Consider the following 24,098-nt stretch of genomic DNA (forward strand, 5'->3'; position numbering starts at 1 on the left):
TCGGCCCTCGGTGGTCGGTGCGTCGACTCGTCCGGGCGCCCGTGCGCCCGTACATCCGTGCGGCCCTCCGTGGTCCGGGCCGGGTCCACGGTACCCGCCGCCCCGTACGACCGGTACCGTCCCGCGACTTCCGGGCGCGTACGGCGGGGGCCCTTCCCCGCCCGTTCGCCTTCTCGTGGCGTGCGGTACGCCTCGGCCGCCGCCCCGCTCAGTCACCGCCGGAGGACCCGAGCACCAGCGAGACCTCCCGCTCCTCGCCGTCCCGTTCCAGGATGAGTTCCAGCCGGTCGCCGGGGCGGTGGGCGCGGGTCTTGACGATGAGTTCCTCACCCGAGTGGACGCGTCGGCCGTCGACCTTCGTGATGACGTCGCCGGCCTTGATCCCGGCCTTGTCGCCGGGCCCGCCGGTGCTGACCGGGGGCCCGCCGTCGCTGCTCCTGGCGCCGACGCGGGCTCCGTCGCCGGCGTAGTCCATGTCCAGGGTGATGCCGATCACCGGATGGGTCGCCCTACCGGTGTTGATCAGTTCCTCGGCGACGCGCTTGCCCTGGTTGACGGGGATGGCGAACCCGAGCCCTATGGAGCCCGCCTGGCCGCTCTCCCCCTCGTCGCCACCGCTGCCGGCGGAGCGGATGGCGGAGTTGATGCCGATCACGCGGGCCTGGGCGTCGAGCAGGGGGCCGCCGGAGTTGCCGGGGTTGATCGGCGCGTCGGTCTGCAGGGCGTCGACGTAGGACACGTCGCTGCCGTCGCCCCGTCCGCCCCCCGCCGTGATGGGGCGTTCCCGCGCGCTGATGATGCCGGCGGTGACCGTGCCGGCCAGGTCGAAGGGGGCGCCGATGGCGATGACGGGATCGCCCACCCGCACGTTGTCCGAGTTGCCGAGGGGCAGGGGGTCCAGTCCGCTGACGCCCTTGACCTTCACCACGGCGAGGTCGTAGCCGCTGTCCCGGCCGACGAGCGTGGCCTTCGCGGTGTCGCCGCTGTGGAAGGTGACGGTGATCTCGCCGTCGCTTCCGGCGGGCTGCACGACATGGTCGTTGGTGAGGATGTGCCCGCGGCCGTCGAGCACGAACCCGGTACCGGTGCCCGCCGACCCGGCGCCGCTGACGTGCAGGGTGACGACGCTGGGCAGCGCCCGCGCGGCGATCCCGGCGATGCTCCCGGGTTCCCGTCCGGCGGGCTCCTCCCCGGCCTGCGGCAGTTCGACGGCACCCACACCACCGTTGCGCTCCAGGTGGGCACCCACGATTCCGCCGACACCGCCGGAGGCGAGCGCGACCACCAGCAGGAGGCCGACGAGCCCCCTCCGGGCGCGCTTGCGCCGCTGGTCCTTCGTGGGCTCGGCGACCCCGGTCTGCTGCAACGGCGCACTCGCCCCGGCGGCGGGCGCCGCCCAGGGGTCGTAACGCTGCCAGGGGTCGGCTGCCGCCGTGACGTCCGTGGCAGCCGGGGCGTCCGTGGCGAAGACGGCCGGGGGGCCGGGCTCGGGCACGGCGGGAGCGACGGACGCGGCGGGCACGGTGGGAACGGCGGTGGCCGGGGCGGGCGCGCCGGGCGCCGGCGTGTCCGGGGCCGGGTGCGGCGCCGGGGGCGGGGCCGCCGTGCCCTGCGCGGGAGTTGCCGCCGGATGCTGGACCGGGGGCGCGGGAGCCCAGGGCCCCGGCTCACCGTACGGCGGGGTGCTGTAGGGGTCGGGATCGTGCAGCGGCCGGGGCTGCTCGGTCTGCCCCACGCCGTATCCGGCCCCGGCGGGTTCGACGACCCCGGCAGGAGGGCCTGTCACCGCTGCCCCACCGGTCTCCGTGGCCGTCGTGGCTTCCGTGGCTTCCGTGGCTTCCGTGGCCTCGGGGCTCAGGGGCCGGTGCAGTTCGTAGTCGCCCCCGGGGGTGGTCGCGGGTGCGGCAGGTCGCGCGAGCTCGAAGTCCCCGTCGGCCTCCCGTGCACGCTCCCGGTCGGGCGCCGCGTCCCGGTTCGCCGCCTCGGCCGGGGTGGCTCCGGCCACCACCGGCCCGGCGGGCTCCTCCTGTTCCCCCGTCGGGCCCGCCTTCGTGGGCTTCCCCTCGTTCATGCTCTCCCCACAGCTGGCCGCAGATCGTCGACTCCGTGGCTCCGTACGCCTCCGCGCGTCAGAGCCGGTCCGGCACCCGGCTGCAGTCGGCCTGGGCGCGCCCCTGGATTCAATCAGGTTCGCACGCCCGTGCGCAGCGGACGGGATCGGTGCACGGGTCAGCGGAGCATGCGGGAGGACGCCGAGGAAACGGAGGAACCCGAGGAACCCGAGGAAGTCGAGGAGTCCGAGGCCGCCGAGGACACAGCGGGGGCCGGAGTCGCGGTCGCACCGACCGTGGAACCGGTCGCGGCGGAACCAGGAGCTGCGGACACGGGGGCGGTGGGGAACGCACCGGGCGTCATGAGCCCGGTGGTCGTCTCCCACGTGGACAGCACGAGCGGCGGGGCCGTGCTGAGCGGCGGTATCAGCGGGGACACCAGGACCGCGTCGACCATGACCGGGGCCGCCAGGGCGCTGTGGTGCCGGTGGGCGGGCGGCGGCACCCCGGGAAGCAACGGCGCGGAAGCCTGTGCCGGAGCGTCGTCCGGGGCGCTCTGCCCCTGCGGCTGACCGACCGACGGTGCGGCGCCGCGGCGCCGCTGGGAGTCGGGCGCCGTCGCCGCCGCACTGCCCTGGGTGCGCATCGGGATCGCGTTGCTGCCGCTGCCCGAGCCGCGGGCCACCGTGTCGGTGGGCGTGACCCCGGCCACACCGCCGAGGGCGATCGCGGCCAGCGACACCGCTCCGGCGGCAGCGGCGGCGAACCGCAGCCCGCGCGAGGCGGGCCGGTCCGGCTCCGGCCGGCTGACGTCATGGATGCGGAAACCCCGGTCGGCTCCGATCGCGCCCGCCGGCAGCGGAGCGTGCCGCCGGGAGGGCGCGTAGGCGAACTCGAACCGCTCGTCACGACCGCCGGTCCCGAAGACTCCGGAGATCCGGCCGTGCGGTCCGGACGGGTCGCCCGGCAGCCCTCCTCCACCCAGCGGTGAGCCACCTCCGAGGTCACCGCCCGCGGGCAGGCCCTGGAGGCGGGCCAGGAAGCTCTCGGAGGGCGGTGGCGGGGCCGCCTTCGCGAAGACGTTCTTCAGGCGGCGCTGCGCGTCCACCTCCGTTCTGCATTTCGCGCAGGTGGCGACGTGCGCCAGTACGCGCTCTCGCGCGTCATGACCGAGCTCTCCGTCCACCAGGGCGGAGAGTCGGTCTCCCAGGTGCTGCTCTGCGAGGTGTCCCTCGGCAGGTTTCGGCCGTGACCCACTCACGCGCTCGTGCCCCCTCCTCCCAGTGCGGGAACACGCGGCACGAAGGAGCGGCGCTCCGCGCGCGCCTGGGGCGAGCGGTGAGCGAGCGCCTTGCGCAGCTGGGAGCGCCCGCGGTGGATCCGGGACCGGACCGTGCCGAGCTTGACGCCGAGGGTCGCGGCGATCTCCTCGTACGACAGTCCCTCGATGTCGCAGAGGACGACCGCGGCGCGGAACTCCGGAGCGAGGGTGTCGAGGGCCTGCTGGACGTCCGCGTCGAAGTGGGTGTCGTTGAAGATCTGCTGGGGGCTGGGCTCCTTGCTGGGCAGCCGCTCGGCCGCGTCGTCACCCAGCGAGTCGAACCGGATCCGCTGCTTACGGCGCACCATGTCCAGGAAGAGGTTGGTGGTGATGCGGTGCAGCCAGCCCTCGAAGGTGCCCGGCGTGTACGTCGACAGGGAGCGGAAGACGCGGACGAAGACCTCCTGGGTGAGGTCCTCCGCGTCGTGCTGGTTACCGGTGAGACGGTAGGCGAGCCGGTAGACCCGGCCGCTGTGCGTGCTGACGATCTCCTCCCAGGTGGGCGGAGTCCACGCCTGCCCGTCCGCGTCGGTGGAGAAGCTCGCGGTCTGGGCCGGCCCGGCGGCGTGGATGTGGTCAGCAACGGTGTCGTTCACGGATTTCGGCCTGCCCGCCGATCCGAGGAAGCGCCTGAGCACTCCGCCCCGATCCACAGGCGCAGCCGCACCTCCCCTATCGGCTCTGGTGGTGTCCAGTGGAGCCCCTACCATAGCCACCTCGCCCGTTAGCTCCGGATAAGCGGTTTTACGAGAAGTTGATCTGGGCCGGCGCGGCTCGCGGGCCCGCGCCGGCATCTGCTCGGTGTCCTCACTCATCCGCCTGCCCCCTCACGGCACACGCCGCCTGCTCTTCCTCTTGAACGACCGGTCCCATCAGTGGGTTCCCGGCGCCAACGGATAAAGTCACGCCGAGGCAACCACGGGGACAGGAGAGGGTCATTACCGCCAACCGGCAGACGAGCTGGGCGTTCTCGGACGCCTATGTCGCCGAGGACGAGGCGCTGCACTGGGCCCGGGACCGGGCTCGCGAGGCAGGGCTGCGCTCGGTGGCGCCCGGCACGGGCGCGGCTCTGCGGTTGCTCGCGGCCACCGTGGACGCCAAGGCGGTCGCGGAGATCGGCACGGGATGCGGAGTCTCCGGGGTCCACCTGCTGCACGGCATGCGGCCGGACGGGGTGCTGACCACCGTCGACCAGGAGCCGGAGCACCAGCAGTCGGCCCGTCAGGCCTTCCGCACGGCGGGCTTCGCCGCCAACCGGGCCCGCTTCATCCCCGGCCGGGCCCTGGACGTCCTGCCCCGTCTCGCGGACTCCGGTTACGACCTCGTCTTCTGCGACGGTGACCGGCTCGAGTACCAGGACTATCTCGCCGAATCGTTGCGTCTGCTGCGCCCGGGAGGCCTGGTCGCCTTCGAAGGGGTCTTCGCGAGCGGCAGGACGGTGGACTCCGGTCCGCAGCCCACCGAGGTGCTGCGGCTGCGGGAACTGGTGCGGACCGTGCGTGAGAGCCAGGAGCTGGTGTCGTCACTGCTGCCCGTGGGCGACGGACTGCTCTGCGCGGTGAAACGGTGAAGCCGTCAAGTGGTGAAGCGGTCAAGCCGTGAAGCGCTGAGCAGACCCGCAAACAGGCCCTGACCTGCACAAACAGTCGCCCCGGTACCGCGTGCGGTACCGGGGCGACTGTGAACTGAAACCGAAAGGGTATGGTCGCTTGCGCGTCAGCCGACGACCTTCTTGAGGGCGTCGCCGAGCGCGTCGGCCTCGTCCGGGGTCAGCTCGACGACGAGCCGACCGCCGCCTTCGAGCGGAACGCGCATGACGATGCCCCGCCCCTCCTTGGTCACCTCGAGCGGGCCATCACCCGTCCGCGGCTTCATGGCCGCCATGCTCGTTCCCCTTCCTGAAACCCAGCTAAACCGTCTGAAGCCGACGGCCCACTGAAGGGCACCTGCGGTCCTTGAAGCAGGACACACGCCACCGGCATCGAACACATTGCTTCCAGGCCATTATCCCGCATCGCACGACCCGATGACCAACATCAGTCGGCATCGCTTGGGCAACGCGCGCGAGCAAAACCACCCAATTCGGCGATGTGGCTGCGATACTGCGCCACCTCACGCTGTTCCGTCGAACGAAAACGACCGGTAATTCTTTGACGCAGGTCACATACGGGCATCGCCCCACCCCCGGCGATCTCCGTCATGCTGTCCTGCACAGGGGCGTACCGGCCGGTACGCCCCGAGCCGCCACGCGGAGGGGACACACCATGGCCGACACCGTGCTCTACGAGGTGCGCGACGGACTCGCGACGATCACGCTGAACCGCCCGGAGGCGATGAACGCGCTGAACGTGGCGGCGAAGGTCGCGCTCCGGGACGCGGTCCGGGCCGCCGCGGACGACGACGCCGTGCGGGCCGTGCTGCTGACCGCCGCCGGTGACCGGGCGTTCTGCGTCGGGCAGGACCTCAAGGAGCACATCGGGCTGCTGGTCGCCGACCGCGAGGACGGCACGGGGCGGACGATGGAGACGGTGCGCGAGCACTACAACCCGATCGTGAAGGCGCTCGCCGGGGCCGCGAAGCCGGTGGTCGCCGCGGTGAACGGGGTCGCGGCCGGGGCGGGCTTCGGCTTCGCGCTGGCGGCGGACTACCGGATCGTGGCCGACACGGCGGCGTTCAACACGTCGTTCGCCGGGGTCGCGCTGACCGCGGACTCGGGGATCTCCTGGACCCTGCCGCGGGTCGTCGGCCCCGGTCGCGCGACCGACCTGCTGCTCTTCCCGCGCACCATCCCGGCCCAGGAGGCGTACGACCTCGGGATCGCGAACCGGCTGGTCCCCGCCGCCGAGCTGCGCGCGGAGGCGGAGAAGACGGCGCGGGCGCTGGCCGCGGGGCCGACGGTGGCGTACGCGGCGCTGAAGGAGTCGGTGGCGTACGGGCTCGGCCACTCCCTGGAGGAGACGCTGGAGAAGGAGGACGAGCTCCAGACCCGGGCGGGCGCCTCCGAGGACCACGCGATCGCCGTGCGCGCCTTCGTCGACAAGGAGAAGCCGAAGTACCTGGGCCGCTGACCGACGGCCCGGGGACCGGACTCCAGAACCGTCCGGCGGCTCAGGGCCGCCGGGCGACGCAGTCCTTCAGGTGGTCGTCGACCAGGCCGCAGGCCTGCATCAGCGCGTAGGCCGTGGTCGGGCCGACGAAGCGCAGGCCCTGTTTCTTCAGCGCCCTGGACAGCGCCGTCGACTCGGGGGTGACCGCGGGGACGTCGGCGAGGGTCCTCGGCGCCGGGCGGCCGGCCCGGTCCGGGGCGTGGGACCAGATCAGGGCGTCCAGGTCGCCGGGCGCCCACCCGGCCAGCAGGCGTGCGTTGGCCAGGGTCGCGTCGACCTTGGCGCGATTGCGGATGATGCCGGTGTCGGCCAGCAGCCGCTCCCGGTCGTCGTCGGTGAACTCCGCGACGGCCGCGATCCGGAAACCGGCGAAGGCGGTACGGAAGCCCGGACGGCGGCGCAGGATCGTGATCCAGGACAGGCCGGACTGGAAGGCCTCCAGGCTGAGCCGCTCGAAGAGGGCGTCGTCTCCGTGGACCGGGCGGCCCCACTCCTGGTCGTGGTAGGCGATGTAGTCCTCGGCGGACAGGGCCCAGGGGCAGCGCGGGGCGCCGTCCGGGCCGGCGAGGGCGGCGCCGCCGGTCACGGCTGCTCGCCCTCCGGGTGCGCGGCGGGCTTCTCCATGGAGATGTGGGCCGCGGCGGCGCGGGCGCCGACGAGGGCGGACTCCAGGTCGGCGATCCGGGCGTCGCGCTCGGCGAGCTCGGCGCCGAGACGGCTGAGGGCGTCGTCCACGTCGGCCATGCGGTAGCCGCGGACGGCGAGCGGGATGCGCAGACCGTCCACGTCCGCGCGGCCGACCGGGCGGTCCAGCGGCAGGGAGTCCGTCAGACGGTCGGGGACCGCCTCGGGCAGCGGCCCGTTCTCTCCGCCGCCCACCACGGCGAGGGTCACCGCAGCGACCACTACGGCGAGCGCGACGACCAGGAACAGGAACATAACCATCGCTGGGGCCCCCACGGTTGGATCGGGTCGGATACGGACCGGAGTCGGGTGTGTGGCTCCGATCGTGCCATGCGAGTCTGACAGTCAGGGTCACAGGCGGTCATGGACGGCCGCGGACCGGACGGAACCCGGGCCACACCTTATAAACCATCACGGACTCTTACGAACGAGGAGAGGTCACAGGGGATGTTCAGGCTGGGCAGGCGGGAATTCGCACCGCACGAGCCGGTGATCATGGCGATCGTGAACCGGACCCCGGACTCCTTCTACGACCAGGGCGCGACCTTCCGCGACGAACCGGCGCTCGCGCGCGTGGAACAGGCGGTGGCGGAGGGCGCCGCGATCATCGACATCGGCGGGGTGAAGGCCGGGCCGGGCGAGGAGGTCTCCGCCGAGGAGGAGGCACGGCGGACCGTCGGTTTCGTCGCCGAGGTCCGGCGGCGCTTCCCGGACGTCGTGATCAGCGTGGACACCTGGCGGCACGACGTGGGCGAGGCCGTGTGCGAGGCCGGGGCGGATGTGCTCAACGACGCGTGGGGCGGGGTCGATCCGCGGCTCGCGGAGGTCGCCGCGCGGTACGGGACGGGACTGGTGTGCACCCACGCGGGGGGCGCCCGGCCGCGGACCCGGCCGCACCGGGTGACGTACGAGGACGTGATGGCCGACATCCTCGAGCGGACCGTGGCACTGGCGGAGCGGGCCGTGGCGCTGGGGGTGCCGCGGGAGTCGGTGATGATCGATCCCGGGCACGATTTCGGGAAGAACACCCGGCACAGTCTCGAGGCGACGCGGCGGCTGGACGAGATGGTCGCCACCGGGTGGCCGGTGCTGGTGTCGTTGTCCAACAAGGACTTCGTCGGGGAGACGCTGGACCGGCCGGTGAAGGAGCGGGTGCTGGGGACCCTGGCGACGACGGCGGTGTCGGCGTGGCTGGGGGCGCGGGTGTACCGGGTGCACGAGGTGGCGGAGACACGGCAGGTGCTGGACATGGTGGCGTCGATCGCGGGACATCGCGATCCCGCGGTGGCCCGGCGGGGGCTGGCGTAGGGGCGTAGGACCCGCCCTTGTCGGGGGGGCGGGAGGCTCCCCCCGGCAGGGGGCGGGAGGCTCCCCCCGGCAGGGGGCGGGAGGCTCCCCGGCAGGGGCGGAGCCTCCCGCACGCACCCTCACGCCCTACCGCCTCAGCGGCCCGCCTCCTTGGACACCAGGGCCACCGCTTCGTCGACGTCGTCCGTGACGTGGAAGAGGAGCAGGTCCTTGTCGGCCGCCTTGCCCTGGGCGATGACCGTGCCGTGCAGCCAGTCGACCAGACCGCCCCAGTAGCCGGTGCCGAACAGGACGATGGGGAACTGGGTGATCTTCTGCGTCTGGACCAGGGTCAGGGCCTCGAAGAGTTCGTCGAGGGTGCCGAGTCCGCCGGGCAGGACCACGAAGCCCTGCGAGTACTTGACGAACATCAGCTTGCGCACGAAGAAGTACCGGAAGTTCAGACCGATGTCGACGTAGCTGTTCAGCCCCTGCTCGAACGGCAGCTCGATGCCGAGGCCGACCGAGACGCCCTCGGCCTCGCACGCGCCCTTGTTGGCCGCTTCCATGGCCCCGGGGCCGCCGCCGGTGACCACCGCGAAGCCCGCCTCGACCAGTCCCCGGCCCAGCCGGACACCGGTCTCGTACTCCGGTGAGTCCAGCGGTGTGCGCGCCGAGCCGAAGACGCTGATGGCGGGCGGCAGCTCGGCGAGCGCGCCGAAGCCCTCGATGAACTCCGACTGGATGCGCAGCACCCGCCAGGGGTCGGTGTGCACCCAGTCCGAGGGCGCGCGCCCGTCCAGCAGCCGCTGGTCCGTGGTGGTCGTCTGGACCTGGCTCCGCCTGCGGAGCACCGGGCCCAGGCGCTGTTCCTCCGGTGGGCTCTTCTTGCCCTCGGGGTTGCCAGTAGCCATATGTGCTCCCTCCTGTTGCCGTCTCCCCGCTCGGGGGACGCCGAGGCGCCGGGGAGAGATCGTTCCATTTCAGCGTAGATCTACGCGGGTTACGCGCGGGGGACGTCAGCATGTCCGCGGGACAGCGTTCCGAAACTCCCTCACGCGGTCAGCCAGGACCGCAGCCGTTCCTCCCCCGCCAGGATCTTCGCCGTGTCCACGCGTTCGTCCCGCTTGTGCGCCAGGTGCGGGTTGCCGGGACCGTAGTTGACCGCCGGGACGCCGAGCGCCGAGAAACGGGAGACGTCCGTCCAGCCGTACTTGGGCTGGGGGGTGCCGCCCACGGCCTCGATGAAGGCCGCCGCGGCCGGGTGGGACAGGCCGGGCAGGGCCGCACCGCTGTGGTCGTCGACGACGAACTCGGTCACGCCGCAGTCGGCGAAGACCTCCCGCACGTGGGCCAGCGCCTCTGCCTCCGAACGGTCGGGCGCGTAGCGGAAGTTCACGGTGACGACGCACTCGTCGGGGATGACGTTGCCGGCCACGCCCCCGGAGATGCCCACCGCGTTCATGCCCTCCCGGTACTCCAGGCCGTCGATCACCGGGTGGCGCGGCTCGTAGGCGGCGAGGCGGGCGAGGACGGGGGCCGCCGCGTGGATCGCGTTGGAGCCCATCCAGCTCCGCGCGGAGTGGGCGCGCTCGCCCGTGGTCCTCAGCAGCACCCGGAGGGTGCCCTGGCAGCCGCCCTCCACCTGGCCGTCGGAGGGCTCGAGGAGCACCGCGAAGTCGCCCTCCAGCCAGTCGGGGTGCTGCTCGGCGACGTGCTTCAGCCCGTTGAGGTCCGCGGCGACCTCCTCGTTGTCGTAGAAGACGAAGGTCAGATCCCGGTTGGGGGCGGGGACGGTGGCCGCGATGCGCAGCTGGACCGCCACACCCGCCTTCATGTCACAGGTGCCGCAGCCCCACAGCACGCCGTCCGCGTCGAGCCGGGAGGGGAGGTTGTCCGCGATCGGGACGGTGTCGATGTGGCCGGCGAGGATCACCCGCTCCGCGCGTCCGAGGTGCGTCCGGGCCACGACGTTGTTGCCGTACCGGTCGACCGTGAGGTGCGGCAGGTCGCGCAGGACGGACTCGATCGCGTCCGCGAGCGGCTTCTCGGTGCCGCTGACGGAGGGGAAGTCGACGAGCCGCGCGGTCAGTCGTGCCGCGTCCAGGGTGAGGTCAAGCGGGATGTCGGCCATGACGTCGACCCTAACGCGCGGGTCCGGGCACACTGCCCACACCCGGCACACACGCCTCGTACTCTCCAGTACCTTGTACGCGTGTCAGAGCCACCTCTTCCTTCCAGGCGCCGGGGCCGTCTCCTCCGCTTCGGGGCGGCCTCCGTGGTTCTCCTCGGAGTCGCCGGCTACCTCGCGGTCCAGTACGACTCGGGGGGCGGCAGCGGGCCGGGCTGCCGCGTCGTGTCGGGCAAGGGCGACGGAGCCACGTACGAGTTCACTCCGGAGCAGGCGGTGAACGCGGCGACGATCACCGCCGTGGGCACCGCGCGCGAACTGCCCGAGCGGGCCGTGACGATCGCGCTGGCGACGGCCCTCCAGGAGTCGGCGCTGCGGAACATCGACTACGGCGACCGCGACTCGCTCGGCCTGTTCCAGCAGCGGCCCTCGCAGGGCTGGGGCACACCGGAGGAGATCATGGACCCGGTGTACTCGGCGGAGAAGTTCTACGAGGGCCTGGAGAAGGTGCCGGGCTACACCCGGCTGCCGCTCACCGTCGCCGCGCAGCGGGTGCAGCTCAGCGGCTTCCCGCAGGCGTACGCCAAGCACGAGCCGGACGCCACCCTGCTGGCCGCCGCCCTCACCGGTCACTCGGCGGCCACCCTGACCTGCAAGGGCCGCCCGGGGACGACCCGTGCGGCGGGTACCGACGCGGTGCGCGCGGCGCTGGCCCGGGACTTCGGAGGGGGCACGCTGGAGCCCGCCGGTGCCGAGGTGAGCGACACGGCGGACCCCTCGGCCCCCTCCCCCGTGCCGTCCGCGCCGCCCGCGTCGTCGCCCCCGCCCGACGCTCCCGACGCGCCCTTGGCGGATGCCGACGTCGACTCCGACGGGCGGACCGTGACGCTGTCGGTCCGCGCCGACGCCGACGCGGGACGGAAGGCCGGGGCACAGGGCTGGCAGCTCGCGCACTGGGCCGTGGCCAACGCCTCCGAGTTGCGCCTGGAGCGGGTGGCGTACGCCGGACGGGAGTGGACCGCGGGGAACGCCGGCCACCAGTGGCGCACGCTCGACGGCGAGACCGCCGGTGAGAACGACGGCGAGACCGACGGCAAGAACGGTGGAAAGAACACCGGGGCCGCGGGCGACGGCGCGGGCGAGGTCCGGATCACGACCGCGCGGTAGCCCCCACAGGGGCGCCGCACAGTGGTGCGAGAGGTCGCCCCCAGGGGTTGTCCGGAGTGCGGGCCGCTGACGGCGTGCGCGAGGTGTCGCGTCGTCAGCCCCGGTCCGGCGGTGTCCCTTGGGGCCGCGCCGCCGTAACCATTCGCCAGCCCGCCGGACCGCGCACCGTTCGTCCGCTTTTACGCCCAGCCGATCATGCGACGCATTGCCAACTCTTTACGTCGCCCTGCCGCAACCTTCCCTGCCCTCGAGCGGTATTCACTGCGTCCGAGCCCGGGGATCGACCGCCGGGTCCGGACGGACACGCCATCGTCCCCTCCCGCTCAAGGAGCACCATGTCCCTCCCCCTGACCCGCCGGATCGCCCGTGCCGCGCTGCTCGTCGCCGCCGGAGCGGCCGCCGGGGTCGGTGCGGCCGGTTCCGCCGTCGCGGCCCCGGCGCTGCCGGCCACCCCGAACGTCGGCGGGCTGACCGCCCTGGACGGGTCGAACCTGGCCTCCCCCGTGAACGACACGACGCAGGTCGTCAACGACGCCACGGGCACCACCGGCTCCCTCCCCCTGGACGGCGTGCCGACCGCCCGGACCCTGCCGGCCGCGTCGCTGCCGATCGGCTGAGCCCACCCCCACCGCCCCGGCCCGTACGCCGGTGCGTGCCCCCCACCACGCGGACGGGGCCCGGGTTCCCCCGGGCCCCGTCCGCGCACGTCGTGCACTCCACGGCGTCACGCCCGCCGCGTCGTGTTCGCCGCGTCACGCCTTCAGTCGCTCCACCGCCGCGCGGACGCGCTCGTCCGTGGCGGTCACGGCGACGCGTACGAACTTCTCGCCCGCCGGGCCGTAGAAGTCGCCCGGCGCGACCAGGACGCCGCGCTCGGCGAGGCGGCCGACGGTGTCCCAGCAGGACTCGTCGCGGGTGGCCCACAGGTAGAGCCCGGCCTCGCTGTGCTCGATCCGGAAGCCGTGCCCCAGAAGGGCCATCCGCAGGGCGGTGCGGCGGGCCGCGTACCGCTCGCGCTGGACGCGCACGTGCTCGTCGTCGCCCAGGGCCGCCACCATGGCCGCCTGGGTGGGCGCCGAGGTCATCATGCCGCCGTGCTTGCGGATCTGCAGCAGCGGCCCGAGGACGTCGGGGTCACCGGCCAGGAAGGCGGCGCGGTAGCCCGCGAGGTTGGACCGCTTGGACAGCGAGTGCACGGAGACGATGCCCTCGTACGAGCCGCCGTTGACGTCGGGGTGCAGCACCGAGACCGGTTCGGCGTCCCAGCCCAGTTCGAGGTAGCACTCGTCGGAGAAGACGAGGACGCCGTGTTCACGGGCCCAGGCGACGATCCGGGTCAGCTCCGCCTTGGAGAGCACCTTGCCCGTCGGGTTGGACGGGGAGTTCAGCCAGAGGAGCTTCAGGCCCGCCGGGTCCAGTGCGGTCGGGTCGTCGTACGCCTCGTGCTCCGCGCGGGCCAGGCGGGCGCCGACCTCGTACGTCGGATAGGCCAGGCGCGGGTACGCCACCCGGTCGCCGGGACCGAGGCCCAGCTGGGTGGGGAGCCAGGCGACCAGTTCCTTGGAGCCGACGACCGGCAGCACATGGCGGTGGGTGATCTCACGGGCCCCCAGGCGACGCTCCACCCAGTGGGTGAGCGCGTCGCGCAGTTCCGGGGTGCCCCAGACCGTGGGATAGCCCGGGGAGTCCGCCGCGGCGATCAGGGCTTTCTGGATCCGTTCGGGGACCGGGTCGACGGGGGTGCCGACCGAGAGGTCGACGATGCCGTCGGGGTGCCCGGCGGCCGTCTTCTTGTAGGGCTCCAGCTTGTCCCAGGGGAAGGTGGGCAGCCGGTCGGAGACTGCGGACACGGGTTCTGGCTCACTTTCTGGTGCGGCACTGCTGCCGCGCTGCTGCACCGGTACGGCAAACGCCTCGGCCCCGTACGGCGATCGGATGCGATCGGACCGTACGGAGCCGAGGCGGCACGGACGTGCGGGCCGCGCGCAACGGCAGACCCCGGATTCCGGGGCGCACCGCCGGTGCGCGATCAGCGCGTTCTAGGCCTGCGGCGGCAGCGCGGCGATGAACGGGTGGTCTCGCTCGATCAGCCCCAGCTTGCTGGCACCGCCGGGCGAGCCGAGGTCGTCGAAGAACTCGACGTTCGCCTTGTAGTAGTCCTTCCACTCCTCGGGAGTGTCGTCCTCGTAGAAGATGGCCTCGACCGGGCAGACCGGTTCACAGGCGCCGCAGTCGACACATTCGTCCGGGTGGATGTACAAGGACCGCTGGCCCTCGTAGATGCAGTCGACCGGGCACTCCTCGATGCACGCCTTGTCCTTCACGTCGACACAAGGCTGCGCGATGACGTAGGTCACGCTGTCGTTCCTCCTCGATTGGGCGCCGGCGGGCCTCCTCAGGCTCCGCCGCCTGGCGCGCGGGAGCGCGGCGTCGTCGATGCCCGCCCCTAGTATCTCCGTTCCGGGGCAAGATCCGAACAGGAGGGGTGAACTGACCTGTGGAAATATCTGCGGCCGGGCGTCTCGAGGTCCGCATCACCGCTGCTGACGTGGGCAAACGGGTCTCCGTACGAAGCTTGATCCCACACGGTCCACCGGGTGAGAGGTTCACCGACACGGTCGGGGTTCTCACATCATGGGACAACGGTGTGCTGCGGATCACACGGAAGAGCGGGGAAAGCATCCGCATCGCGGAATCCGCCCTGGTCGCGGGCAAGGTGGTGCCGTCCGCCCCGGCCCGCAGGCGCGGCCCGGCCGCCTCGTACGAGGAACTGGCGCGGGTGGCCGCGCGGGCGTGGCGGCCGGTGGAGAGCGAGCGGCTGGGCGACTGGGAGCTGAGGGCGGCGGCCGGCTTCACCCGCCGGGCCAACTCCGTGCTGCCGCTCGGCGACCCGGGTGTGCCGCTGGACGAGGCGCTGACGGCCGTACGCCGCTGGTACGCCGACCGGGGGCTGCCCGCCTACCTCCAGACGGCGACCGGCGCCGCGGGCGCGCAGGAGCAGTTGTGCGCGGAGCTGGAACGGCGGGGCTGGGTGCGCGAGGTGACCGCCGAGCTGTGGATCGGCGGCCTCGCCCCGATCGCCGACCCGGCCGACCCGGCCGAGGGCTCCGAGGTCGTGCTGTCCCGGGAGGCCGACGAGGCGTGGCTCAGGCGCTACCGGCGCAGGGGCGTGAGCGAGGTGGCCCTGGAGGTCCTGAACAGCGGCCCCTCGGTGTGGTTCGCGACCGTGCCGGGCGGGTCCGCGCCGGACGCGATCGGGCGGTGCGTCGTCGACGGGCGGTGGGCGGGCTTCGCGGCGGTCGAGGTGGACCCGGCGCGGCGGCGGCGCGGGCTCGCGACGGCCGTGATGGCGGCGCTGGCCCGGCGGGCGCTGGACGAGGGCGCGTCGGCCGCGTGGCTCCAGGTCGAGGAGGACAACGTGGAAGCACGCGCCCTGTACGACAGGATGGGCTTCGCCACGCATCACACGTACCACCACTACCGCGCGCCCGGCTCACCGGCTCCGGCAGGTGACGGATCGCCGTGAGAGGGCACTGACCGGTTATGCGCTCCCCCCGCCCCCCGTCCCCGGAACGGTCCGCCGAGCTGCGACGGCGGTTCACCGAGGAGGCCCGCTCCGAGCAGCCGGACCTGTCCGCGCTCTGCCTGCTGGTCGGTGCGGAGGCGGACGGCACGCTGGACGAGGCGGGCATGGACACCGCGCAGATCGAGCTGGACGCGCTGGCCGGCCGGCTCCCCTACCGGCCCGGCTCCCCGCACGCCTGGGCGACGGCGCTGCGGGAGCTGCTGGGCGAGCGGTACGGATTCCACGGCACCCCGGGCGACTACCGGCGCCTGGAGTCGTCCCTGCTGCACGAAGTGCTGCGCCGCCGGCGCGGGCTGCCGATCCTGCTGTCGGTGGTGTGGCTGGAGGTGGCCCGGCGGGCGGGCGCCCCGGTGTACGGGGTCGCGCTGCCCGGACATTTCGTGGTGGGCCTCGGAAAGGCGGAGCAGCGGGTGCTCGTCGATCCCTTCGACGGGGGGCGGGTGCTGACCGGGGCCGACGCGGATCTGCTGGTCGCCGGGGCCACGGGGGCACCGCTGGACGCGTCGATGCTGACGCCGGCCGATCCGCTGGACGTCGTCCTGCGCATCCTGAACAACATCCGGGCCTGGGCGTCCGCCCGCCCGGAGCGGTCGGACGTGGCGCTGTGGGCGGTGGAGCTGTCCCTGCTGCTCCCCTCCCGGCCGGCCCGGCTGCGGTACGAGCGGGCTCAGCTGCTGGTGCAGCGCGGTGACTTCGCCGACGGCGCGGACGAGCTGGAGGCGTACGCCGAGGTGGTGGCCGCGGTGGACGAGCCGACCGCGGAGCGGATCCGGGGCCAGGCCCGAGCGGCACGGGCCCTGCTCAACTAGGGGGCGATCTCGGCCAGGGGGTCTGGAGCACCGATCGCATGACTATCTTGACATAGGTATGCCCGGATACTTATCATCTTCTGGTGTCCAGCAGCAGTGCCCCCGAACAGCGCGTCGCGCACGTGAGCTCCGAGCTCGCGGCGTGCCTGCCCGCGCTGCACCGGGCCCTGGACCGGCGGGTGGCGAGCGAGTATCCGCACCCGAAGCCGTCCGAGGGGCAGCTCGCCCTGCTGAGGTTCGTCGCCCGGCGTGAGGGCGCCACGGTGCGCGAGGCGGCCGAGGCGCTGCTGATGAAGCCCAACAACGTCAGCGCGCTGGTCTCCCAGCTCACGGAGCGGGGAGAGCTGGAGCGGCGGCAGGACGGCGCCGACAAGCGGATCGCCCACCTCCACCTCACCGAGGCCTCGCGGCAGCGCATCGCCGAGGTGGACACTCTCGAGCAGAGCCATCTCGGCCGGGCACTGCAGTCCCTCACCGACGGTGAGCTGGACGCACTCGGTTCCGCCGTCGGCGCGCTGAAAGCACTGGCCCGGCACCTCCACCCGGCCGCCCACTGACGAGGGCCTCACCGCTCCTCTCCCTTTCCCCAGGGCAGTCCGTCCCCCCGAAGCAGTGCTGCTTCGGGGCGGTTCCCCGTGGGCCGACCCGCTCACGGCCCGGCCCCGCACACCCGACTGCCCGGCTGCCCGGCTGCCCGGCTGCCCGGCTGCCCGCCCGCGGTCGTGCGCCGCGCGGTTCGTTCGTCCCCTTCAGAGAAAGAAACGGCTTCCTTCATGGCGTCCACACCCGTGGATCACTCCGCCCCCGCCCCCGGCACGGCTGCCTCCCCGCAGTCGACGCTCGAGCGGCTCCGGGCCAACCCCTGGCTCGCGCTGATCGCGGTCTCGTTCGGCCTGCTCATGGTGCAGCTCGACGGTTCCGTCGTCGCCATCGCCAACCCGGCGATCGGCAAGGACCTCGGGGCCAGCACCGCGGAACTGCAGTGGGTCACCAACTCCTACCTGATCGCGCTCGCCGCCTCGATGATCCTCGGCGGCAAGCTCGGCGACCGGTTCGGCCGGCGCTTCTACTACCTCGTCGGCATCGGCGGCTTCGTCGTCACCTCGGTCGCCATCGGCCTGGTCGGCAGCATCGAGGGCGTCATCGTCTTCCGCGCCCTGCAGGGTGTGGCGGGCGGCATCCTGATGCCCAACACCCTGGGCATCCTGCGCGCCGTCTTCCCGCCGAAGCGGTTCCCCCTCGCGGTGGGCATCTGGGGCATGGTCTCGGCCGTGTCGACCTCGCTGGGCCCGATCGTCGGCGGTCTGCTCGTCGAGCACGTCAGCTGGGAGTCGGTTTTCTACCTGAACGCGCCGATCGGTGTCGTCGCGCTGCTGTTCAGCATGGCGGTCCTCGCCGAGTCCAAGAACCCCATCGGCCGGCACCGCTTCGACATCCCCGGCGTCATCCTGCTCGCCGCGGGCATGGTCGCCCTGGTCTTCGGCATCGTCAAGGGCGAGACGTGGGGCTGGACCTCTGCCGGAACCCTCGGCGCCATCGTCCTCGGTCTGGCACTCCTGGTCGTCTTCGGCTGGTACGAGACCCGGCAGGAGCACCCGCTGCTGCCGATGCGCCTGTTCCGCAACCGGTCGCTGACCACCGGCGCGGTCATGACCCTGCTGAACTTCTTCGTGATGCTCGGCGGCATCTTCTTCATCATGCTGTATTTGCAGAACGTGCGGGGCTACACGCCGGTCGAGGCCGGTGTCAGCACCCTGCCGATGTCGATCGCGTCGCTGTTCGCCTCGCCGATCGGCTCCCAGCTGACCGCCCGCTTCGGCGCACGCGTCACGATCCCGCTGGGTCTGACCCTCTCGGCCGCCGCCATGTTCTCCATGCTCACCTGGACCGTCGACTCGTCCTACGCGACGATGTGGCCGCCGTTCGTCGCGATGGGCCTCGGCGTCGGCATCGTGCTGCCCGCCACCGCCGCCGCGATCATCGGCAACGCGCCGGTCGAGGACGGCGGTGTGGCCTCCGGCCTGCAGTCCACGATGCTGCAGATCGGTGGCGCGCTCGGCACCTCGGTGCTGGTCACCGTGATCGCCGGCCGGGTCGGCTCCACGCTGTTCGGCGAGCTGACCGCCGCGGGGGTCCCGACGGACACCGCGCACGGCCTGCAGCAGGCCGAGGACGCCGTCACGATGGGCATCGCCCCGGTCGCCGGCGACATGCCGGCACAGCTCAGGGCCGCCGTCGTCGAGGGCAGCGGCCAGGCGTTCGTCAACGGTCTGCACTCCGCCGTCACCGTCACCGGCGTCCTGTGCGTCCTCGGTGCCGTGGCCGCCGTCATCGGCATCAAGAGCCGCGCCGAGGAGGCGAGGAACATGCGTGCCCGGTCGGCGGACGCCCCGGAGCCCGCGGTGACCGTCGCCGCTCACTGACCCCACGGCGCCCGCGCGTACGGGCGCGCAGGCCCGGGAGGCGGCGCTGCCGGAGCCGAGTTCGGCTCCGGCAGCGCCGCCTCCGTGTCTTCCCGGGCCGCCCCCGCGCGGACACCGCCGCGGCGCGCGGGGCGGGGCCGACGCTGGGATGCTGGAAGGTGAAGCGCCGCGCGTGAGGCGGCCGACGGTGGGTGGTGAGCGCCATGGCCATCGACGACGTCCCGGAGCGGGACACCCCCGACCTCCCTGATGTCGATCCCCGGGGGGACCCGTTCCTGCGGACCCGGTACGCGGTCCCCCCGAGACCGGTCACGTTCCTGCGCCGGGAGCGTCTGATCCGGCATCTCGACGGTGCCCTCGCCACACCTCTGACGATCGTCAACGGGGCGGCGGGAGCCGGCAAGACCCTGCTCGTCGCGGACTGGGCGGCCGGCCTCGGCCGGCCCGTGGCCTGGCTCACCACCGACGCGCCGCATCTGCGGCCCGGCGTGTTCTGGGCGTACGTGCTGCGGGCCCTGCACACCGCCGGGGTGCCGGTCCCCGCGGCGGTGGGCTGCCCCGCCGACCCGAGCCGGGTGGACGAGGGGCTGCTGAACCGGCTGGCCGCCGAACTGAGCGGCCCGGCGGCGGCGCGGCGGCCGGCGGTCCTCGTGCTCGACGAGTTCGACCGGGTCGCCGCGCCGGAGACGGCCGCCCAGCTGGACTTCGTCCTGCGGCACGCGGGAGGGGGCCTGCGTCTGGTCGTGGTGTCCCGTACGGAACCGCTGCTGCCGCTGCACCGCTACCGGGCCGCCGGAGAGCTGACGGAGATCCGGGACGCGGAACTGGCGTTCACCGCGCGGGAGGCCGGTGAACTCCTCGACCGGCACGGGCTGTCCCTGCCCGCGTCCGTCGCGCACGCCCTCGTGGACCGTACCGGGGGGTGGGCCGCCGGGCTGCGGCTGTGCGCGCTGGCCGCGCGGGAGAGCCCCGACCCGGAGACGTATCTGAAGGAGTTCGAGGCCGGGCAGAGCACGGTGGCCGACTTCCTGCTGGCCGAGGTGCTGAACATCCAGCCGCCCGACACGCAGGACCTGCTGCTGCGGGTCAGTGTCCTGGAGCGGTTCTGCCCCGACCTCGCGAACGCGCTGACGGGGCGCTCGGACGCCGGGCCCGTGCTGCACTCCCTGCACCAGCGCAACGCCTTCGTGCAGCATCTCGGGCACTGCTGGTACGGCCTGCACCCGTTGTTCGCGGAGATCCTGCGGGCCCATCTGGCGATGCGGCACCCCGGTCTGGCACCGGAACTGCACCGGCGGGCCGCGCGCTGGCTGAAGGGCGCGGGATTCCTGCCGGAGACGCTCGTCCACGGCGCCGCCGCCGGTGACTGGGACTTCGCCGCCGGCACCCTGGTCTCCGATCTGGCCATCGGCCAGCTGTTCACCGGGCTGCGCTCGGCCGGTCTGGACGACCTGTTCTCCCGTATGGCGCCCGACGCGACGGGCCCCGCGCCGGAACTCGTCCGGGCGGCCCGCGACCTGGCCCACGGCGATCTGGACCGGGGGCCGGCCCGGCTGGAGCGCGCCGGGAGGCAGGTGGCCGAGGGGGCCGCCCCGGACCCGGTGGCGGCGCGGCTGTGCTGGGCGCTGCTGGAGGTGCTGGCGGCCCGGCTGACGGGGTCCCCGGCGCGTGCGGAGCGGGCCGCCCGGCTGGCCGGGGAGCTGCGCGGTGCCGTACCCGCCGACCTGCTGGACCGGCATCCCGAGCTCACCGCGCTGCTGCTGACCCACCTGGGCTCGGCCCGGCTGTGGGCGGGCCGCTTCGAGGACGCCCGGACGGCCCTGACCGCGGCCGCCACCGGGCCCGAGGGGGCGTCGACCGCGCTGCCCAGACAGGACGCCCTGGCCCAGCTCGCGCTGATCGACCAGCTCAACGGCTGGCCCGGCCGGGCGGAGCACAAGGCGTCCCAGGCGCTGGCCGAGACCGCGCGGTACAGCCTTCCCGGCCCGCCCGGCACCGGCATGGAGCGGCTGGTGCTGGCGGCGGTGGCGGTGGACCGCGACGAGCTGGACCGGGCGCAGGAACTGCTCGACGAGGCGGTCACCCCCACGGAGGGGGACGCCTCGCACGACCCGGTCGCGCTGGCGGGGCGGGCCGTCGCCACGGTCCGGCTGCTGCTGGCCCGCGGTGACGCGCGCGCCGCCGTCCGGGCGGCCCGGCCGGACGTCACCGCCGAGGTGCCCTCCCCCTGGGTGCGGGGCCACGCGGCGCTGGCGGAGGCCGCCGCGCACCTGGCCGAGGGACGGCCGCAGACCGCCGCCGAGGCGCTCCGCGAGGTGCCCCTCGACCAGCCGGCCTGTGTCGTGGAGGCCGCCAGGCTGCAGCTCGCCGCGGGCCGCCCCGGTGAGGCGGCCGCACTCCTCGACGCACTGCAGGGCGCGGCCCGCACCGGCCCCGGCGTGTCCGTGCGGGCCGCCCTGGTACGGGCCTGGAACGGGCACCTGACGGGCGATCCGGCCACCGCCCGCCGGTGGCTCACCACGGCGCTGCGCGGCGCCCGGCACGGGCATCTGCGCCGCCCCTTCGTGGACGCCGGCCCCTGGATCGCACCGCTGCTGGACACGGACCCGCTGCGGGGGCTGGCCGCGGGCTGGCTCGTCACCGGCTCCGCCGACGTGCCGCCGCCCCCCGTGCCGCCCGTGGTGGAGGAGCTGAGCGGCCGGGAGCGGGACGTGCTGCGGCGGCTGGCGCGGATGATGACGACCGAGGAGATCGCCGCCGACCTGTACGTGTCGGTCAACACGGTGAAGACCCACCTCAAGAGCGTCTACCGGAAGCTCGACGTCAACCGCCGCGCCGACGCCGTCCGCCGGGCCCGCGATCTGCGGCTGCTGTGAGCACGGCCGCCGCGCGCGGGCCGTTCACCGCCCCGCCCGCCGCCCCGCTCACCTGCCACGGGTGAGGGCGGGGCGGCCGGGCGGGGTGGACGATCGCAGGGTGGCAGCACGTCTGCCGCCGCTCCCGAGCCGTGGGAGGAGGGCGCATGCACTACGAGATCCGCGTCGACGGCCACATGTCGGACACGCTGACCGAGACCTTCCCCGAGCTGGACCATGTCGTGATGCGGGGCCAGACCGTGCTGTTCGGCCAGGTCGTCGACGAGGCACACCTGTACGGACTCCTGGCCCGCCTGCGCTCCCTGGGCCTCCGCGTCGTCGAAATGCGCCCGACCCCCCAGTGACCCCTACAGCGCGTCGAACGGCGGCACGATACGGACCACGATGATCAGCGGGTCACGTGGCGCCACCAGGAAGTAGAACCAGCCGCCGGCGGCATCCATGCGCCTCAGACCGCCCGGTCGAGGGCCGTTGCCGATGTCGCTGAGGTCGATGCCCATACCGGCAAGGTCGACGAGCTGGTCGGTCAGGCGTTCCACTTCAGCCACGACGTGAACGGGGATGCCGGCTACCACGTGGTCGTGGTCGGGGTCGTATTCCCAGCGCCAGTCCGTGCTCACAGGGCCGGGAGACCGATGGCCGCGTGGGCCGTGTCCAGGATTCGGCCGATCTCAGAAGCGGCCTCTCGTGCTTGAGCCGCGTCGCCGGACTCGACGGTGTCTTCCCAGCGTCGGAGGTCTGCTGCCAGCTCGGGCCAACGCTGGATATGGACATAGACGGCCCACTGGCCGATGAACCGCTGGAGCGGCGTCAGGTCGCAACTCTGCCGGGACTGGTCAGCCGCCTGATCCAACTCCCGGGTGAAGGCCGGCAGTGCCGCGGGCGCGATCTGGCTGACCGCCTGGCGCAACGCGGCAACCGTGGCAGGCGGCTGGGGGATGAGTGGTTGCCCGGCGGCGAAGGTGGTCATGGCTGCTCCCATGGGCACGATTCTGATCCCGGGCGTCAGCGTATCGGGCATGGGCGCTTTCTCACCGCTCGAACGAGTGAGGGAGAAGCGATTCTTCGACGCGTCCGTGACGTCTGAGGTGGGTATGGCGCCGGTCGGGCGCACTCCCCGTTCGCTCATACGACCGCCCGCGCGTCAGAGGCTCTCGGCGGTGAGCCTCCCGGAGCGTACGGCGGTCCGGAGTTCCTCGAAGTCCCGCTCGTTGCGGTCGGCGTAGGCCTGGGCGAAGTCGGGGAGGGCCTGGTCGAAACGGTCGCTCGTGCCCAGGTAGGCGGCGATCGCGAGGGGATCGCCGGAGCGGGCGTGGGCGCGGGCCAGACTGCCGCCGCACCAGCCCCCGAAGAGGGCGAGCGTGCGGGCGTCCATGGTCTCCGGGCGCGCGATGCCCTTCCAGTCCCGCAGCTGGCGCACGTAGAAGTCCCGCTGCCGGTCGTCCAGGCCCCGTACCCGGGTCCAGCCCAGGAAGATGTCGCTGCTCGTCTGGATCAGGCGCTGCCCGGTCACCACGCGGCGGCCCTGGTTGTCGAAACGTTCGGCGTCCGTGTACGGCTCGAGCACCGACTCCTGCGCCTCCTTGGCCTGGAGCAGCAGCGGATCGTCGTCGTCCCGGCCGAGCAGGAGCAGGACCCAGCAGCGGGTGCCGACGCTGCCGACGCCGACCACCTTGCGGGCCGTGTCCACGAGCCGGTACCGGCGCAGCAGATGCCGGCGCTCGGAGGACAGGGTGTCCGCGTATCCCTTGAGGACGGAACGCAGTTCGCTCTCCTCGTCGCGGCCGGGCGCGTCGGCCAGCAGGTCGCGCAGCGGGGTGATCAGGGGCGGGTCCGGGGTGATCCGCCGGCCCTCGGGGGTGAGCCGGGTGAGCCGGTCGACGGCCTGGAGGTAGGTGTGGGCGCGGGCCCGCTCGGCGGCCCGTTCGGTACGGCGCCGGACGGACCGGTCGAGGGAGGAGGCGAGGAGTTCCCGCATCCGGTCGACGTCGTCCTGGGCGTACCAGATGTCCAGGGTGCGCATGCCGGCGAAGTCCCGCATCCGTTCGCGGTACGCCCGTGCGCAGGCGATGACCGTCTTGTTCTGCTCCCGCGCGGAGAAGCCGTTGGCTCGGCCGGCGATGACGAGGCTGGCGGCGAGCCGTTTGACGTCCCATTCGAAGGGGCCGGGGAAGGTCTCGTCGAAGTCGTTGATGTCGAAGACGAGATGCCGTTCCGGTGAGGCCAGCAGCCGGAAGTTCAGCAGGTGCGCGTCGCCGCACAGCTGCACCTCCAGCCCGCTGTGCGGCAGCGTGGCGAGGTCGGCGGCCATGATCGAGGCGGCGCCCCGGTAGAAGCGGAACGGCGACTCCAGCATGCGCCCGTACCGGATCGGGACCAGTTCGGGCACCCGCGTGGCCGACTGGCGCGCGAGCACGTCGACCGGGTCGAAGCGGTCGGGGCCGGGCGCGAACCGACTGTGCGCCGAGCGTGCGACGCGTTTGCGGGCCAGTCGGCCCCGCTCGGTCCGCTCGGCCGGGGAGAGGGCCGCGGCGACGGCGCTCGGTGCGGTCATGGTCCGGCCTCCTGGCTTCTGCCGGCTTCGGCCGGCTTCGGCGTACGTCCGCTCTCCAGCGCACCGCACTCCGTACCCCGCCGGGATCACCCGTCGGGGGTG

The 24,098-nt window shown here is 73.2% G+C and carries 24 protein-coding genes and 1 pseudogene; 11 read left to right on the forward strand and 14 right to left on the reverse strand.

Annotated elements, in window-relative coordinates:
- Window positions 1–208: 208 nt before the first annotated feature.
- The 3 genes from ACTWJ9_RS10645 to sigE form a co-directional block, all read right to left on the reverse strand.
- A complete protein-coding gene (locus ACTWJ9_RS10645) occupies window positions 209–2,071 on the reverse strand; it encodes a S1C family serine protease (RefSeq protein WP_279333998.1) in 1,863 nt (620 codons plus the stop codon).
- A 158-nt stretch (window positions 2,072–2,229) separates the two neighbouring features.
- Window positions 2,230–3,312, reverse strand: coding sequence for a zf-HC2 domain-containing protein (locus ACTWJ9_RS10650; protein ID WP_279333999.1), 1,083 nt, complete (start codon window positions 3,310–3,312; stop codon window positions 2,230–2,232).
- Window positions 3,309–4,010: an RNA polymerase sigma factor SigE gene (sigE, locus tag ACTWJ9_RS10655; RefSeq protein WP_279334000.1), complete on the reverse strand. Its 702-nt coding sequence runs from the start codon at window positions 4,008–4,010 to the stop codon at window positions 3,309–3,311. Before sigE ends, ACTWJ9_RS10650 begins: the two co-directional genes overlap by 4 nt.
- A 233-nt stretch (window positions 4,011–4,243) precedes the next feature.
- On the opposite strand from sigE, the gene ACTWJ9_RS10660 reads away from it, so the two are divergent.
- Window positions 4,244–4,942 (forward strand): O-methyltransferase, encoded by a 699-nt coding sequence (locus ACTWJ9_RS10660; RefSeq protein ID WP_279337929.1) that lies wholly within the window; start codon window positions 4,244–4,246, stop codon window positions 4,940–4,942.
- Window positions 4,943–5,088: 146 nt separating this feature from the next.
- On the opposite strand, the gene ACTWJ9_RS10665 is transcribed toward ACTWJ9_RS10660, so the two are convergent.
- A complete protein-coding gene (locus tag ACTWJ9_RS10665; RefSeq protein ID WP_003966491.1) occupies window positions 5,089–5,256 on the reverse strand; it encodes a DUF3117 domain-containing protein in 168 nt (55 codons plus the stop codon).
- Between the two features lie 152 nt (window positions 5,257–5,408).
- A complete protein-coding gene (locus tag ACTWJ9_RS10670) occupies window positions 5,409–5,573 on the reverse strand; it encodes a hypothetical protein (protein ID WP_279334001.1) in 165 nt (54 codons plus the stop codon).
- A 63-nt stretch (window positions 5,574–5,636) separates the two neighbouring features.
- On the opposite strand from ACTWJ9_RS10670, the gene ACTWJ9_RS10675 reads away from it, so the two are divergent.
- Window positions 5,637–6,440 carry an enoyl-CoA hydratase/isomerase family protein gene (locus ACTWJ9_RS10675; protein ID WP_279334002.1) on the forward strand — a complete coding sequence of 268 codons (804 nt, stop codon included), beginning with the start codon at window positions 5,637–5,639 and terminating at the stop codon, window positions 6,438–6,440.
- Between the two features lie 40 nt (window positions 6,441–6,480).
- Here the strand turns inward: ACTWJ9_RS10675 and ACTWJ9_RS10680 are convergent, their stop codons facing one another.
- A complete protein-coding gene (locus tag ACTWJ9_RS10680) occupies window positions 6,481–7,065 on the reverse strand; it encodes a DNA-3-methyladenine glycosylase I (RefSeq protein WP_279334003.1) in 585 nt (194 codons plus the stop codon).
- Window positions 7,062–7,424: a DivIVA domain protein gene (locus ACTWJ9_RS10685; RefSeq protein WP_279334004.1), complete on the reverse strand. Its 363-nt coding sequence runs from the start codon at window positions 7,422–7,424 to the stop codon at window positions 7,062–7,064. Before ACTWJ9_RS10685 ends, ACTWJ9_RS10680 begins: the two co-directional genes overlap by 4 nt.
- A gap of 186 nt (window positions 7,425–7,610) precedes the next feature.
- Here ACTWJ9_RS10685 and folP point away from each other — a divergent pair, with 186 nt between their 5' ends.
- Window positions 7,611–8,471: a dihydropteroate synthase gene (gene folP / locus ACTWJ9_RS10690; protein ID WP_279334005.1), complete on the forward strand. Its 861-nt coding sequence runs from the start codon at window positions 7,611–7,613 to the stop codon at window positions 8,469–8,471.
- A 134-nt stretch (window positions 8,472–8,605) separates the two neighbouring features.
- On the opposite strand, the gene ACTWJ9_RS10695 is transcribed toward folP, so the two are convergent.
- Together ACTWJ9_RS10695 and dapE are read right to left on the reverse strand one after the other, a co-directional pair.
- On the reverse strand, window positions 8,606–9,364 hold the full coding sequence (locus tag ACTWJ9_RS10695) for a TIGR00730 family Rossman fold protein (protein ID WP_279334006.1): 759 nt from the start codon (window positions 9,362–9,364) through the stop codon (window positions 8,606–8,608).
- 140 nt (window positions 9,365–9,504) lie between these two features.
- Window positions 9,505–10,584 carry a succinyl-diaminopimelate desuccinylase gene (gene dapE / locus ACTWJ9_RS10700; RefSeq protein ID WP_279334007.1) on the reverse strand — a complete coding sequence of 360 codons (1,080 nt, stop codon included), beginning with the start codon at window positions 10,582–10,584 and terminating at the stop codon, window positions 9,505–9,507.
- A gap of 81 nt (window positions 10,585–10,665) precedes the next feature.
- Here dapE and ACTWJ9_RS10705 point away from each other — a divergent pair, with 81 nt between their 5' ends.
- Together ACTWJ9_RS10705 and ACTWJ9_RS10710 are read left to right on the forward strand one after the other, a co-directional pair.
- Window positions 10,666–11,748 carry a heavy metal transporter gene (locus ACTWJ9_RS10705; RefSeq protein WP_443295615.1) on the forward strand — a complete coding sequence of 361 codons (1,083 nt, stop codon included), beginning with the start codon at window positions 10,666–10,668 and terminating at the stop codon, window positions 11,746–11,748.
- 335 nt (window positions 11,749–12,083) lie between these two features.
- Window positions 12,084–12,237, forward strand: a pseudogene (locus ACTWJ9_RS10710) (ATP-binding protein); the annotation flags it as partial.
- Between the two features lie 263 nt (window positions 12,238–12,500).
- On the opposite strand, the gene ACTWJ9_RS10715 reads toward ACTWJ9_RS10710, so the two are convergent.
- Both ACTWJ9_RS10715 and fdxA read right to left on the reverse strand, forming a co-directional pair.
- Window positions 12,501–13,598: a bifunctional succinyldiaminopimelate transaminase/glutamate-prephenate aminotransferase gene (locus tag ACTWJ9_RS10715; RefSeq protein ID WP_279334008.1), complete on the reverse strand. Its 1,098-nt coding sequence runs from the start codon at window positions 13,596–13,598 to the stop codon at window positions 12,501–12,503.
- A gap of 189 nt (window positions 13,599–13,787) precedes the next feature.
- Window positions 13,788–14,105 carry a ferredoxin gene (gene fdxA / locus ACTWJ9_RS10720; protein ID WP_055572727.1) on the reverse strand — a complete coding sequence of 106 codons (318 nt, stop codon included), beginning with the start codon at window positions 14,103–14,105 and terminating at the stop codon, window positions 13,788–13,790.
- A gap of 140 nt (window positions 14,106–14,245) precedes the next feature.
- On the opposite strand from fdxA, the gene ACTWJ9_RS10725 reads away from it, so the two are divergent.
- From ACTWJ9_RS10725 to ACTWJ9_RS10750, 6 genes are all read left to right on the forward strand, one after another.
- Entirely contained in the window at window positions 14,246–15,274 is a 1,029-nt protein-coding gene (locus ACTWJ9_RS10725) for a GNAT family N-acetyltransferase (RefSeq protein ID WP_387042270.1), read from the forward strand.
- 17 nt (window positions 15,275–15,291) lie between these two features.
- Window positions 15,292–16,143, forward strand: a complete 852-nt coding sequence (locus tag ACTWJ9_RS10730) for a SirB1 family protein (RefSeq protein WP_387042273.1) — start codon at window positions 15,292–15,294, stop codon at window positions 16,141–16,143.
- 83 nt (window positions 16,144–16,226) lie between these two features.
- Window positions 16,227–16,700: a MarR family winged helix-turn-helix transcriptional regulator gene (locus ACTWJ9_RS10735; protein WP_279334011.1), complete on the forward strand. Its 474-nt coding sequence runs from the start codon at window positions 16,227–16,229 to the stop codon at window positions 16,698–16,700.
- A 216-nt stretch (window positions 16,701–16,916) separates the two neighbouring features.
- On the forward strand, window positions 16,917–18,566 hold the full coding sequence (locus tag ACTWJ9_RS10740; protein WP_388702842.1) for a DHA2 family efflux MFS transporter permease subunit: 1,650 nt from the start codon (window positions 16,917–16,919) through the stop codon (window positions 18,564–18,566).
- Window positions 18,567–18,769: 203 nt separating this feature from the next.
- Window positions 18,770–21,442 carry a LuxR C-terminal-related transcriptional regulator gene (locus ACTWJ9_RS10745; RefSeq protein ID WP_388702845.1) on the forward strand — a complete coding sequence of 891 codons (2,673 nt, stop codon included), beginning with the start codon at window positions 18,770–18,772 and terminating at the stop codon, window positions 21,440–21,442.
- 146 nt (window positions 21,443–21,588) lie between these two features.
- Window positions 21,589–21,786: a hypothetical protein gene (locus tag ACTWJ9_RS10750; protein WP_202282804.1), complete on the forward strand. Its 198-nt coding sequence runs from the start codon at window positions 21,589–21,591 to the stop codon at window positions 21,784–21,786.
- A gap of 3 nt (window positions 21,787–21,789) precedes the next feature.
- On the opposite strand, the gene ACTWJ9_RS10755 is transcribed toward ACTWJ9_RS10750, so the two are convergent.
- The 3 genes from ACTWJ9_RS10755 to ACTWJ9_RS10765 all read right to left on the reverse strand — a co-directional run bounded on the left by ACTWJ9_RS10755 (window position 21,790) and on the right by ACTWJ9_RS10765 (window position 23,996).
- Entirely contained in the window at window positions 21,790–22,062 is a 273-nt protein-coding gene (locus tag ACTWJ9_RS10755) for a hypothetical protein (RefSeq protein WP_443295617.1), read from the reverse strand.
- Window positions 22,059–22,412 (reverse strand): DUF6247 family protein, encoded by a 354-nt coding sequence (locus ACTWJ9_RS10760; protein ID WP_384213332.1) that lies wholly within the window; start codon window positions 22,410–22,412, stop codon window positions 22,059–22,061. The genes ACTWJ9_RS10755 and ACTWJ9_RS10760 overlap by 4 nt, the downstream gene beginning before the upstream one ends.
- Window positions 22,413–22,586: 174 nt before the next feature.
- Complete coding sequence (locus tag ACTWJ9_RS10765; protein ID WP_387042239.1) at window positions 22,587–23,996, reverse strand: DUF2252 domain-containing protein; 1,410 nt, start codon at window positions 23,994–23,996, stop codon at window positions 22,587–22,589.
- Window positions 23,997–24,098 lie beyond the last annotated feature (102 nt).

It is taken from the genome of Streptomyces sp. GDS52, assembly GCF_052246875.1.
GTDB lineage: Bacteria > Actinomycetota > Actinomycetes > Streptomycetales > Streptomycetaceae > Streptomyces > Streptomyces cathayae.